Annotated in this window: 11 protein-coding genes; 4 read left to right on the top strand and 7 right to left on the bottom strand. The window is 63.1% G+C overall.

The annotated features are described in order from the left end of the window. Positions 1 to 475: 475 nt before the first annotated feature. Complete coding sequence (locus AC3WLD_RS18690) at positions 476 to 601, bottom strand: hypothetical protein (RefSeq protein ID WP_492558385.1); 126 nt, start codon at positions 599 to 601, stop codon at positions 476 to 478. A 16-nt stretch (positions 602 to 617) separates the two neighbouring features. Here AC3WLD_RS18690 and AC3WLD_RS18685 point away from each other — a divergent pair, with 16 nt between their 5' ends. The 3 genes from AC3WLD_RS18685 (at position 618) to AC3WLD_RS18675 (ending at position 3,714) form a co-directional block, all read left to right on the top strand. Then, positions 618 to 1,088 (top strand): flavin reductase family protein, encoded by a 471-nt coding sequence (locus AC3WLD_RS18685; protein WP_492558384.1) that lies wholly within the window; start codon positions 618 to 620, stop codon positions 1,086 to 1,088. 429 nt (positions 1,089 to 1,517) lie between these two features. After that, positions 1,518 to 2,498: an SDR family NAD(P)-dependent oxidoreductase gene (locus tag AC3WLD_RS18680; protein ID WP_492558383.1), complete on the top strand. Its 981-nt coding sequence runs from the start codon at positions 1,518 to 1,520 to the stop codon at positions 2,496 to 2,498. A 10-nt stretch (positions 2,499 to 2,508) separates the two neighbouring features. Continuing rightward, complete coding sequence (locus tag AC3WLD_RS18675) at positions 2,509 to 3,714, top strand: cytochrome P450 (protein ID WP_492558382.1); 1,206 nt, start codon at positions 2,509 to 2,511, stop codon at positions 3,712 to 3,714. Between the two features lie 101 nt (positions 3,715 to 3,815). Here the strand turns inward: AC3WLD_RS18675 and AC3WLD_RS18670 are convergent, their stop codons facing one another. Together AC3WLD_RS18670 and AC3WLD_RS18665 are read right to left on the bottom strand one after the other, a co-directional pair. Beyond that, the gene (locus AC3WLD_RS18670) at positions 3,816 to 5,819 is read right to left on the bottom strand and encodes a molybdopterin-containing oxidoreductase family protein (RefSeq protein WP_492558381.1); all 2,004 of its coding nucleotides are present in this window, start codon (positions 5,817 to 5,819) and stop codon (positions 3,816 to 3,818) included. Between the two features lie 116 nt (positions 5,820 to 5,935). Then, the gene (locus tag AC3WLD_RS18665; protein WP_492558380.1) at positions 5,936 to 6,730 is read right to left on the bottom strand and encodes an SDR family NAD(P)-dependent oxidoreductase; all 795 of its coding nucleotides are present in this window, start codon (positions 6,728 to 6,730) and stop codon (positions 5,936 to 5,938) included. A gap of 181 nt (positions 6,731 to 6,911) precedes the next feature. Here AC3WLD_RS18665 and AC3WLD_RS18660 point away from each other — a divergent pair, with 181 nt between their 5' ends. Further along, positions 6,912 to 7,970, top strand: coding sequence for a class I SAM-dependent methyltransferase (locus tag AC3WLD_RS18660; RefSeq protein ID WP_492558379.1), 1,059 nt, complete (start codon positions 6,912 to 6,914; stop codon positions 7,968 to 7,970). 49 nt (positions 7,971 to 8,019) lie between these two features. On the opposite strand, the gene AC3WLD_RS18655 is transcribed toward AC3WLD_RS18660, so the two are convergent. The 4 genes from AC3WLD_RS18655 to AC3WLD_RS18640 form a co-directional block, all read right to left on the bottom strand. After that, positions 8,020 to 9,294: an MFS transporter gene (locus tag AC3WLD_RS18655; protein ID WP_492558378.1), complete on the bottom strand. Its 1,275-nt coding sequence runs from the start codon at positions 9,292 to 9,294 to the stop codon at positions 8,020 to 8,022. Positions 9,295 to 9,423: 129 nt separating this feature from the next. Further along, positions 9,424 to 10,599, bottom strand: coding sequence for a DUF1214 domain-containing protein (locus tag AC3WLD_RS18650; RefSeq protein WP_492558377.1), 1,176 nt, complete (start codon positions 10,597 to 10,599; stop codon positions 9,424 to 9,426). Between the two features lie 26 nt (positions 10,600 to 10,625). Continuing rightward, positions 10,626 to 11,840 (bottom strand): cytochrome P450, encoded by a 1,215-nt coding sequence (locus tag AC3WLD_RS18645; RefSeq protein WP_492558376.1) that lies wholly within the window; start codon positions 11,838 to 11,840, stop codon positions 10,626 to 10,628. Between the two features lie 43 nt (positions 11,841 to 11,883). Further along, on the bottom strand, positions 11,884 to 12,336 hold a 453-nt coding region (locus AC3WLD_RS18640), incomplete at its 5' end, for an SDR family oxidoreductase (protein WP_492558375.1).

Below are 12,336 nucleotides of genomic sequence, written 5' to 3'. Positions count from 1 at the left end.
CCTCTGCTGCCGTTAGCCGGCTTGCCCCGCACACATAAGCCACAACAATGGACTGCTAACCTCCCATTTGGTAGTAGGGGCGTGAGCCCCATGACTTCCGTTCAGCGGAACCTCTTCCTGCCGATGGTTCAACTGGGCTTGGCAAACCACCCGTGCCCTCTTGCCTGATCGCGCTCGTCGCAAGAAACGCCAGAATCAAAGGGATTTTTCGAGGTCCACTTGAAATGCTCTGGTCGGCCGCCCTGCCCTCCGGATGGAGGCCCTGCCCACTCGGTGGGTCCAGCCTGAGCGACTTACATATCAGCCCGCTGATGGAACCTGCTCGGCAATTATAACGCCCATGGCAATGCGACTGGTCGGCGGCGCCGGGGTGCGGCAAACCGTCGAAACCAGCCAATCTCCGAACCGATTGCCGCCCTGATGCCCGGACACAGGCCGTGGCGATCATCATTACCCTGATTGATGGCCGCGACGGTCAGTGTGCCGGTTCCCGATCAAGGCTTTGCCCTGTAAACGCCGGCGGCATTAGCGACAGGCTCGGGATAGCGACAGGCACCAGCGTGCGCGTGAAAAGGGTTTGATCGATGGAACCGAGGTTCATTGCCGACCAGTCGCTGATGGCCGATACGTTCCGGCAAAGCATGCGACGACTGGCTGCGACTGTGACGATTATCACGCTCGTCCAGGATGACGGGCGCCCTATGGGCATGACCGCAACGGCGGTGACATCGCTTTCAGCCGACCCGCTCTCGCTGCTGGCGTGCGTGAACCGCGATGCGCGGCTCAGCAACCATATTTCCATCGGCACATCGTTCTGCGTGAACCTGTTGTCGGAAGGACATGACGAGGTGTCTCACGCTTTCGGCGGCCAGCGATCCCAAGAGGAACGCTTCGGGATCGGCGACTGGGACCTTGGCGAGCTTCCCTATCTGAGGGACGCACAGGTCAATTTCGCCTGCACCGTGGACGCCATCTTCGAATACGGTTCGCACAACATCGTGGTGGGCCGGATCGACGCGATCCGCATGCACCCCGAATTTGCACCACTGGTCTATGGTGACGGGCGATACTTGTCGACAAGGGCATGACATGCTGGCCGTGTCATGCAAGCTTTCGGAGGTGGGAGGCCGTATCCTGGCGAAGTTTACTGCCAGGCCAAGTCGCAATCATGGTCGTGCCAAGGCCGCCGGCCGAACGTGCACCCATACGAATTGCACTCGACATGTTTCTCGAAGGCGCGCCGCCTCGACGGTCAACGCCTTATCACAAGCGGGATAATCATAGCGGCGGATCGCTCTGGTCGCATGGTCGATATGGAAATGCCGAATGTAAACGGGCAATTCAGAAGCCAGAACGCGACGCAGAAGACGAGAGGCAGCGGTCATTCCGAACCCGAGCCGGGCAGAGCCCTCTCTTGTCCGGGATGGTCACAAGATGTTCGCTAGATGTCGCCGATGCCTCAGATACGCTGATCGGAAGGGTGGAAGCCGCCCCCGATAATATTGAGATTGCCTGAGATGAGCAGTGCAGAAGTACGTTTCGACGGTCGCGTGGCGATTGTGACGGGGGCCGGCAGCGGTCTTGGGCGCGACTATGCGCTGAACCTAGCCAGTCGGGGGGCGAGCGTCGTCGTCAACGATCTGGGCGTGGACACGCGCGGCCAGGCGCTTGGCGAGCAAGGCGAAAGCTCTGCCCAGGCGGTCGTGCGCGAGATCGAGAGCGCTGGCGGCAAGGCGGTTGCCTGCCATGCCAGCTGTGCCACGCGCGAAGGCGGTGCGGCGATCGTGCAGGCCGCCCTCGACGCGTTCGGCAAGGTCGACATCTTCATCCACAATGCCGGCTTCCTGCGCAACGCGCCCTTCGAGGAGCAGACCGACGAGCAGATCAAGGCGATCATGGACGTGCACCTGATGGCCGGGTTCTACGTCGGTCAGCCAGCGTTCGCGGCGATGAAGCGCAACGGCTATGGCCGCATCCTGATGACCAATTCCGCCTCGGCCTTCTTCGGCATGCCGTGGCAGGCCAACTATGCCGCGGCCAAGCTCGGCCTTGCCGGGCTCGTCAACGTCATGGCGCTCGAAGGCGAAAGCCACGGCATCCAGGCCAACGGCCTGCTGCCGACGGGTTCGGGGCGGCTTGGGCGCGGCGACGGCGAGATGGACTGGCCCGCCGGGTTGATGGAGGCCGTGCCGCCCGGCATGGAAATGATAGCACCGTGCATGCGCAACGAATACGTCACGCCGATGGTGCTGTGGCTGGTCAGCGAGCGGTGCCAGACAAGCCACGGCTTCTACAGCGCGACCGCCGGCCGGTTTGCCAAGGTGTTCATTGGCGCAACCGAAGGCTGGCTGGCCGACTTCGAGAACCCGCCGCTGCCCGAGGACATCGAACGGCACATGGCCGAAATCGACGACGTCTCGACATTCGCCATGCCCCACATCGTCTTCGACGAATTCGAGCCCATCATCGCCGCCCAGCGCGCGCGACTTGCGAAGTAAGGAAGCGACAATGGCAACTGTGCTTGCGGAAAGGCCCGCTCACGTTCCGCCCGAACTGGTCGTCGACGCCAACATCTATGCCCTTCCCGGCGGAGATACCGACCCGCAGATGGCATGGAAGGCGCTCGATATTCCGGGCAACCCCGGCTTCGTCTGGACGCCGCACAACGGCGGCCACTGGATCCTGACCTCGGCCGAAATGCTATGGGAAATCTTCCCCGACCTCGACCGGGTGTCCGCCAACGACATCCAGATCCCGCCAGGCGACGGATCGTTCAAGCTAATCCCGAACGAATCCGACGAGCCCGAGCACCACTACTATCGCAAGATCGTGCTGCCTTTCGTCAGCCCGAAGGCCGTGCGCGGCCTGATGGACGACGTTCGTTCGATGAGTGCCGAACTCATCGACGGATTTCTGGACCGCGGCTCGTGCGAATTCATGACCGAGTTCGCGCGTCACGTGCCGATGCGCATCTTCCTGACGCTCGTGAACCTGCCCGCAGAAGATCGCGAATGGCTGGTCGACGTCGTCGAAAAGGTCATCCGCCCGGCGTCGGACGAGATCCGGACCGAAAACACCGCCAAGATGTCGGCCTATCTCGAGACATGGATCGCGAAGCGCAAGGTCGAGCCCGGCGACGACCTGTTGAGCGCGATCATTCACGGCAAGGTCGGCGACCGGCCCATGAACGAGACGGAAATCCGGGGCCAGTGCATGGACGTCATGTTCGGCGGCCTCGATACCGTGGCCAGCATGATGGGCTTCGTCATGCAGTTCCTTGCGTCCAGTCCTTCGCATTACCAGCAGCTCGTCGACAATCCGGCGAAGATCACTCTCGCTGTCGAAGAAATGTTCCGGCGCTTCGGCGTCGCCAACCCCGGACGCTGGGTGATGCGTGACGTCGAGCGCCAGGGTTACAAGATGAAGGCGGGCGACATGCTGGTGCTCGCCACCTGCATGCATGGTCTCGACGAAAAGCGGTGGGACGATGCGCTTGTCGTCGATTTCGACCGTCCGCGCAGCACCCACTGCACCTTCGGCAACGGCGTGCACAACTGCCCCGGCGCAGGTTTGGCACGCAGCGAGATCGCCATCATGCTGGAAGAATGGGTCAAGCGTGTGCCCAGTTTCGGCATTGATCCGAACCAGAAGGTCGTCACGGCAAGCGGCGCCGTCAATGGCGTCATCACGCTTCCTCTGGTCTGGCCGAGGTAACAGCCGGGACCGGTCGTGCGACGGACGCCGAGCTAGGTCGATGGGCCACCGGCGACCGTCATGCCGGCGAAACCTGCTGCCTAGTCCCCTGCCTGGTGCGCTCAGACTGGTTCGACAGTCACCGGAAGTGCCGAGAACGTCGGCATTCCGGTCAGGCCGTTCACGTGCGAAAGGCTGGTGAGCGCGTTCGCATTCAGGCCCGCAAAACCATGCGGCACGTTCATCACGCCGCGCGACAACGTTGGGTCGATCCGCACCTTGCCTTCGACACTGCCGTGCGCGCTGGCGACAACCGCTCGCGCTCCATCGACCAGACCGGCCTCGGCGGCATCGTCGGGATTGAGAATGATCCCGTCGTCGTGCCGGGTCGTATCGATCCGCGAATTGAAATGATGATGAAACCGGCGTGAAATCATCAGCAGCGGCGCATCGGGAACGACGAGCGAGGCAAGCTGATCGACCAGCGGTTGCGGCGCCAGGCGCCATCCGCCCATCTTCCCGACCCGGTCCAGGAACCATCCAAAGATCGGCGGTTCGCCCACCATGTAGCCCGTCCGCCTCAATTCGGCGACGGTGACCGGGCTTTCGGCAAGGACATGTGCGAGGAATGCTTCGTCGCTGGTGGTATCCGGATCGATACCGAACGCGAAGTCGCAGCCCAGCCGCTTGCCAATCTGCGCCAGGACCCACCAGCCCGACCGCACCCCCGGCGGCGGCGGGACGAGCGCGTCAGTGAAGCTCATTGCGACCGCAGGCGATATCATGTCCGCACACATCGACGCGTCGATGCGTTCGAACTGGGCCTTGAGCGGAAGGACATGTGTCGACATGCGCGTGGTGGTCGTTTCCACCACATCGAGCGTCGCCAGAATGTCGAGCTTGCGCAGCGCGGCGGTCGACCGGGCTGTTTCGGGCATGCATTCGACAAGCCCGCCGCTCAGATTGATAAGGGCGCGTAGATGGCCCCCCTCGATCTCATCAGCCATCGCCGCGACGGGGAATTCGCCGATACGGCTGGCCAGCTCGGGACGGCTTGCCGGGCCCGGGCCGACGAAGCCCTCGGGCGGGGCACTGGGAATGTTCCGCTTGTGGGCCTGGGTGTGCAGGCCGGGATTGAACCATACCCCGCCCTCGGCATCCAGCGAGCCGGTGACCGCCATCAACGCAAGCGCCAGCCAGTGCACCACGCCACCCGTCGACGACATTGACACGCCCGTGCCGCATTCGATGGCGACGCGACCGCTCTTGCGGAGCGACGCCAGCATCTGCACGAGCGCGTCGGGTTCCAGCCCGGTAAGGTGCGACGCGTTGGCCAGGTCGAACGGCGCAACAGCTTGTGCCAGCCGATCGACGTCTTGCGTATGGCGCATCACGTAGTTCCGGTCGGCACCGTCGATCAGTATTTCGCGCACCAGATAGCCAAGGATGGCATGGTCCGATCCGGGTCTCGCCACCAGATGTCGGTTTGCCTTGGAAGCAGTTTCGGTCCTGCGCGGATCGATGACCCAGACATCACAACGAGCGGAAACGTCGCGCAGCAATTTGGTCGGGTTCGAATGGACCGTCGCCTGTCCGTGCGAGACGACCGGGTTTGCGCCGAAATAGATCAGCATGCGGCAACGCGCGAAATCCGGCTGTGTCAGCGCCATGGGAGAGCCGGCCACCAGTTCCGAGGCGACGCTCTTGGCGATCGAATCGATCGTCTGGTCGGAGTAGGCCTGCGGCGTGCCAAGAATCGGGGCCGCTCCTCGCGCAGCCAGATAGAACAGGCCGTCAAAAAATGCGCCCGCACCCAGGAAAAAGCCGATGGCCTGCGGCCCCGCTTCGGCCATGACCGTCCGCAGACGGGCGGCCAGGTCGTCGAGTGCGTCATCCCAGCCGGTTTGCACCAGCACCCCTTCACGGCGCACAAGCGGCGCGAGCAGGCGCCGCGGGCTGCGGTGGAAATCGGGAAGCGCGCGCCCCTTCGGGCAGGAATACCCGCCGCTGAGGGGGTGATCGCGATCACCACGCACCTTCGACACGTGGTCACCCTCGATCTCTGCGACAAGACCGCATGCCGACAGGCAGATGCGACAATGGGTCTTCGCTTGTCTGGCCTTCATGCGATACTCCTAATCCGGAACGCGTACCGAATGTTCGCGCAGAGCCCCTATAAATGCCGGGCCAGCCCAAGAAGGTTGCCGCGCTCTCGCACGGAGCATGTGTGAAGTGTGCCGGTTCAGGCACCTTGTCCGATGATGGCCTGGTGAACCGCCATGCCGCCGTCGACCGAGATGAGCTGGCCGGTAATGTATCGCGACGCGGGCGAAGCGAGAAAACAGGTCACTTCCGCGATGTCCTCAGGTCCGCCGACAAACGGAATCAGGTTCTGGTCGGCAAAACCGTCGATCTGCTCGGCCGTCAGCACCTTGCGCAGCCCATCGGTCAGAGTGAGCCCCGGCAGAACCGCGTTGCACCGGACGTTCTGCTTGCCGTAGGCCGTCGCGACATCCATGGTCAGGCTGTTCACGCCGTTCTTCGATGCCGAGTAGGCAGCACGCACCGAATCGCCGCGCAGGGTGACCCCCGAACTGGTGTTGATGATCGAGCCGTATCCGGCCGCGATCATGTGCGGGACAATGTGCTTGCAGCACAGCATCGGCCCGCGAAGGTTGACCGCCATGGACTTGTCCCAGAGTTCGACCGACATGTTCACGACATCGCGATCGCCCTGCTGGAATTCCGGCGAGGTGCCCGCCGCGTTGTTCACGAGAATGTTGATCTTGCCGAATGCCGCCACGGCATCCGCCGCCAGCGCCTCGACCTGTGCTTCCACAGTATGGTCGACGGCAACCATGATGGCCTCACCGCCGGCAGCCGCAACCGCATCGGCGCACTCGCGGAGCGCATCGGTGATTGCCAAGTCGCCCAGCACGACCTTCGCTCCACGCTGCGAAAGCATCACGGCCGTGGCCCGACCGATCCCCGTTCCCGCGCCAACCACGACCGCGACCATGTCATCCAGTGGCTTCATCAGTTTCAAATCCCGTCGTTGCCCGAAGCCGCTTGCTCCGCCCGGATCAAAAATGCAGCGCGGATCGTCGCGAGACAAATCTCCTCGGCTTTAATCACCATGCTGATATCAGGGTCCGGCATGCATCGATCCTTGGGTGGCCCGGCAAAAGGGGCGATCAGTTGAGATCGAGAGGACGAGCATGACGCAGGCCGAATTCAGGAACCAGGTGTCCGAACTTGCCACCAAAGTCGCTTCGGACGCGGCCGGCGGACTGAGCACCATCCTCGTGCGAGTGGGCGAACAGACGGGTCTCTTCGCCAGCCTCGCCGACGGAGAGTCCACGTCGCAGGAATTGGCCAATCGCGCGGATCTTGCCGAGCGGTATGTGCGCGAATGGGCGAGCGCTATGGCCGCCGCGGGCTACATATCCTACGATCCGTCCTCCACGCGCTTCTTCCTGAACCCGGCTCAGGCGTTGGTTTTCGCCAATGCGAAGGCACCCTGCTATGCACCGCCGTTCGCCGACCTGCTCGTCGCAGTGGCCCATGACGAAGGGAAGCTGACACAGGCCTTCCGCACGGGCGAAGGTATTGCGTGGGGCGATCACCACGGTTGCCTGTTCTGCAGCACGGAACGGCTGACCTCGCAGATCGTGCTGCCCGAACTTGTCAGCAAATGGCTTAGCCAGGTGGAGGGTGGAGGCGAACGGCTGGGCGCCGGTGTCAGGATCGCCGACATCGGCTGCGGCCGGGGGGCCGCGGTGATCGCCATGGCCAAGGCTTTTCCGGCTGCCTTCGTCCACGGTTTCGATCTCCATGCACCATCGATCGATCATGCTCGTGCAAGCGCCAGGGAAGCGGGCGTTGACAACGCGCAGTTCACCGCAGGCGCGGCCGAAACCGTGGCGGAAGGCGGGTTCGATATCGCCGTCATCATCGACGCGCTGCACGACATGGGCGATCCGGTGGCCGTCGCCGCCAACGTGCGCACGTTGCTGAAGCCGGGCGGCAATTTCCTCGTGATCGAGCCGTTTGCCGAAGATCGCCTGGAGGACAACCTGACCCTGAGCGGCAAGTTCGGCTACGCGGCCTCGACCTGCATTTGCACGCCGGTTTCGCTCAGCCAGGAGGGGCGGGCCGCCCTCGGAGCGCAGGCCGGTTTGGCGCGCCTGCGCGCCGTGCTCGAACAGGCGGGCTTCAGCAAAATCCGCGCCATTCAGAACGAGCCGAGGCACATCGTCATCGAAGCCGGCGTCTGATCCCGTCGCCGCGGTCACAGGCCCTCGCCGGGCTCCGACATCGGCCCGGTCAGACAGTGCCGCCCGCGGACCCTTCATGCTCACGGTTCCTGATCGTGAGGAGCGCGAGCGTCCCGATCGTCATGGCAAGGCCGATTGTCAGGAAGAAGCCATAGCCGCCCCAGGCAAGCACCACCGCACCGAGCGCGGAACTTATGATCGCACCGATCCGGCCGACGCTGGCCGAACTGCCTATGCCGGAAGAACGGATGGAGGTCGGGAATACCTGGACCGCCAGGGCATAGAGCAGAACCGTCACCCCGCCGAGGGTAAAGCCCTGGAGCGCGAGCAGCGGCAACAGCCATGCCGACCTGTCTGGATCGAGAGGGAAGAACATCGCCCCAATCGCAGTCGCCGCGCCAGCGGCTGCCAAAAGGATAAGCGGCAGCCGCGTACCCGCGCGCGTGGTCAGTGCACCGATCACGATGCCCGAAACGACACAGCCGACGTTGTAAACAAGCAGGCCCAGGCTGGTGGCCGAAAGCGGGAAACCGGCTTCGGCCAGCAGAACCGGGAGCCAGTTGAAGTAGAGATAGCCGGACAAGAGAGAAGCGCCGAACGCGGTCCAGAGGGCCAAGGTTTCGCCGAGGAGGCCCAAGGCCGAGATCGCGCGGAAAAAGCCCGTATGCGAAGGCTCTGTCGTTCTCACCTCGAAAGACGCGTCGGTATCGGAACGTCCGGCCCGGCGACGATCGCGCGCCTCGAGGAACGACGGCGATTCCGGCAGCACGAATGCGTGAACGCCAGCGACGATCAGCGGCAGGACACCCGCGATCAGAAGTAATCCGCGCCAACCGATGATTGGCAGAAACGGCGCAGCGAACAGGCCGCCGACGATACCGCCGATCGGGATGCAGATGATGCTGATCGAGACCGCCAGGCTGCGGCGCGAAGGTGGCGTGAATTCGGCCACCAGCACGGTTGCGGTCGGCAAGGCGCCGCCAAGACCCAGACCGGCCACGAAGCGCAGCGCGCCCAGTTCCCACAGGTTGTTCGCCAGCGCCATCCCACAGGTCGCCAGGCCGAAGGTGACAGTGCTGGCAATCATGCCGATCCGGCGTCCCAGCCGGTCGCCGATCCATCCACCCGCCGCCGCCCCCAGCGCCATGCCAAGCAAGCCGATTCCGAAGATCGGCGCGAGGTCAGCCTTGGTAATGTTCCAGTCGGCGATCAGCGAGGGAGCAGCAAATCCGATGGCTTGTGTATCGAACCCGTCGAGAATGATCGCAAGCGAGCATATGGCCAAGATCGACTTCTGGCGTATCGTCCATTCGTTCGGGTTCACCTTCGGCTCTCTCCGATAACGAGAGATGCTGTACTGCCGACAGCCATAAAGTTGCCTGCGGTGTCCCGCGCAGATTGTCGTAAACTCATCGGCTTGCCCCGACCTTGGCGGTGCGCCCGCAAAGGCGGACTACCACTTGCGGCGCATCTGGTTGCCGATCAGGCGCTGGCGCAACTGCGCGTCGCGCTCCTGCGCGCTGGCGCGCGGCGAGACCGAGCCAAGATGCGAGGCCACATCGGCCAGCTTCATTTTCGTCACCTGCGGGGTTGGCTGCGACGAACAACGATACCAGCGGCCAATCAGCATACCGTACCCGTTGCCGCCGGTATCCAGCCAGTTGAAGAAACCGGGATCCTCGTGCGACAGGACGGCGCGGAACTTGCCGTCGCCATCGACCTTCGCAGTCGAGCCGTTAAGGCTGCTCTGCCGATAGCCGATGTCGACCTGGTTCCACAGCCCGTCAATGACCTGCACATTCCAGTAGGGGCGGGTTTCGGGCAACTCGCTTTCGATGACGAGAGCTTCGTCGGGCGCGATGTCGAAGACCATCTCGAAATAGGCCTGGGGCCAGTCCTTGCCATTGCCCATGTCAGCGAAGGTATGGATGTGCATCGTGTTGACGAAGCCGCCATCGCGCGGGCGCTTCATCTGCACCGTTCCGACCCGCGTCACGTCAAGCGCATAGGCAAAGACCTTGCGCAGCTTCTTGTCCACCTCGTCCGGCGTCAGTCGGGCCTTGAGGTTTGCCGGCTTGTCCAGACGTTCGATGGCGAGGCGCACGTCCTGCTCATTGCCCCAGTCGTTGGAAAACTGCCGCACCATCACGAAGTCAGAAGCCGGATCGAGATACAGCCAGTCGCCGTCATAACCCGCCGGCCGCTCGGCGCTTAGGACCACCGAGAAACGTCCATCGGCATCGAGCGTCAGGTCGTCGAAATCGTAGTTGCCAAATCCCTTGCCCATCTTGAGGCCATCGGTGCCGAACATCTTGTTGCCGGTCGCAAAACCCAGCACCGGCGCGTTGCCCCTTTCGCCGGTGACGCGGTAAGTCCCGTTGCCGTCAAGGCTGGCCACGTAATAGACCGCGTCGGGGTTCGGCTGCAGAAGAAACCCGGAGTTGAGGTAAGGCACGAATTCCGGGTAACGCGGATCGGTCGACATCAGCAGAAAATAGGCTTGCGACAGGTTCATCGAGATCTGTCGATAAAGATCCGCCCGCAGTTGTTCGTCTACCGGTGTGGGAGTTTCATTCAGAATGTCGTCCACAGGGGCCAGCAATTCAAGATAGTCGGTCCAGTTCTTCATCTTGCTACCTCCGTGAAAGGCATGGCTCACGCCGGATCCCATTCCAGATAGAACCCGCGAACCGTGTTGATGAGGCCTGCCGCCATCCGCGGCGTAGTGCCTTGCGCGATGCGGCATTCGGGCATTGTGCCGATCCATTCTTCAAGGAAGATGCGGATTTCGCGCCGCGCCAGCCGCGCGCCGAGGCAGGTGTGCGGACCGCTGCCAAAATTGACGTGACGTCGCTTCGACCGACGGACATCGAAGGTCATCGGATCCGGATTGGCGCGTTCGTCGAGCCCGCTCAGCGGAAAGATGCCGAGCACCTGATCGCCCTCGCGCAGCTGAACGCCGCCCAGTTCGGTATCCATCTTCGCGAGCCGCGCGAGATTGCTCGTTCCGAACCGGCGCGTGATCTCTTCGATCGCGCCGTCGTGCAGCTCGGGATTGTGCTTCAGTTCGTGCTGTATCTCAGGGTGGCGGGCGAAATGGACCATCGCGAAGCTGGTCATGTTCATGACGGTTTCGAGCCCGCCGGTCACCACCAGCTGTATCACGTTGTGCCGCTCGACCGGGGTAAGATCGCGCCCCATGACCTGCGCGTTGACCAGCATCGTGATGAAGTCATCCCCGGGCCGGGCCTGCCGATCGCGGATCAGGTTCGCAATGTAGTCGTGCGTTTCGGCCGCCGCCTGCTCCATCGTGTCCTGCCCGGGCACGTTTCGCTTGGCGAGGTCGAGCAGGTAGGGCGCATCCTCTTCGGACATGCCGAGAAGATTGAGGAAGGTGATGACCGGCATGATCCCGGCGAAGTCGAGCTGGAAGTCGCAGCGGCCCTGCGGCCGGAGCTTGTCGATAATCTCGATTGCCGTGGCACGGGCGCGGATTTCGGCCTTTTTGAGCAAGACGGGCGTGAACGCCTGCGAAACCAGCTTGCGGAAGGGCCCATGCTCCGGCGCGTCGAGTTGGCTGGGCCCGGTGTGCGGGATGATGCCCTTAGGCACGAAAGGTTCAAGGCTGGAGAAGCGGCCCGGGTCGGTGGTCAGCTGCACCATGTCGTCATAGCGTGTGGCAACCCAGTGCCCACCGTTACGCGGCGTCCAGAAGATGTCGGGATGGGTATCCTGCACATCCTTCCACAAGGCGTGGATGTCATCGGAATAGCCATCCACGAGGCCGGGCAGGTTGTAGGGATCGAAGTCCCTGACCAGTTCGTCAGGAACGTGACCCGGCTGAGCGACGATCGTGCTGATCAGGTTCATTCCGCCATCCTCTCTGCCAAGACGCGCGCGCCGGGCCGGTGCTTCAGGGCGTGGCCGAGGCCGCCGCGTGATGGATTTCTTCGGTCGTCGGATTGCGACGCAGGGTCAGACCGCCATTTACCTGGAATGTCTGCCCGGTCATGAAGCATTCGTCGCCTGCGACATAAAGCGCGGTATCGGCCACATCCTCGACGGTGGTGATCCGGCCCAGCGGATATTCCTGCGCGAAACGGTCGATGACTGACTGCGGGAACTGGTTGTTCAGGATCGGAGTCACCGTAAGGCCAGGCGCGAGGATGTTGGCCCGAATGCCGAACTTGCCGAATTCGTTCGCCACGGTGCGCGTCACGTGGTTCAGGCCGGCCTTGGCGCCCATATAGGCCGCGTGGTTTTCGAACATGATGTCGGCGACCGCCGATGTGTCAACGGCGGTCGGATTCCAGGCCATGATGGCGGAGTAAAAGCAGGCCATTGAAGATGAGCGCGGATGATATGC

It is taken from the genome of Novosphingobium sp. FW305-C-111, assembly GCF_058783565.1.
This window is presented reverse-complemented; position numbering and strand designations above follow the sequence as displayed.

What these genes read in the sequence shown, in the direction of transcription:
- AC3WLD_RS18675 (WP_492558382.1), top strand. Translation starts at nt 2,509, where the DNA reads ATGGCAACTGTGCTTGCGGAAAGGCCCGCTCACGTTCCGCCCGAACTG.
- AC3WLD_RS18690 (WP_492558385.1), bottom strand. Translation starts at nt 601, where the DNA reads ATGAACCTCGGTTCCATCGATCAAACCCTTTTCACGCGCACGCTGGTG.
- AC3WLD_RS18685 (WP_492558384.1), top strand. Translation starts at nt 618, where the DNA reads ATGGCCGATACGTTCCGGCAAAGCATGCGACGACTGGCTGCGACTGTG.
- AC3WLD_RS18660 (WP_492558379.1), top strand. Translation starts at nt 6,912, where the DNA reads ATGACGCAGGCCGAATTCAGGAACCAGGTGTCCGAACTTGCCACCAAA.
- AC3WLD_RS18680 (WP_492558383.1), top strand. Translation starts at nt 1,518, where the DNA reads ATGAGCAGTGCAGAAGTACGTTTCGACGGTCGCGTGGCGATTGTGACG.
- AC3WLD_RS18645 (WP_492558376.1), bottom strand. Translation starts at nt 11,840, where the DNA reads ATGAACCTGATCAGCACGATCGTCGCTCAGCCGGGTCACGTTCCTGAC.
- AC3WLD_RS18665 (WP_492558380.1), bottom strand. Translation starts at nt 6,730, where the DNA reads ATGAAGCCACTGGATGACATGGTCGCGGTCGTGGTTGGCGCGGGAACG.
- AC3WLD_RS18670 (WP_492558381.1), bottom strand. Translation starts at nt 5,819, where the DNA reads ATGAAGGCCAGACAAGCGAAGACCCATTGTCGCATCTGCCTGTCGGCA.
- AC3WLD_RS18650 (WP_492558377.1), bottom strand. Translation starts at nt 10,599, where the DNA reads ATGAAGAACTGGACCGACTATCTTGAATTGCTGGCCCCTGTGGACGAC.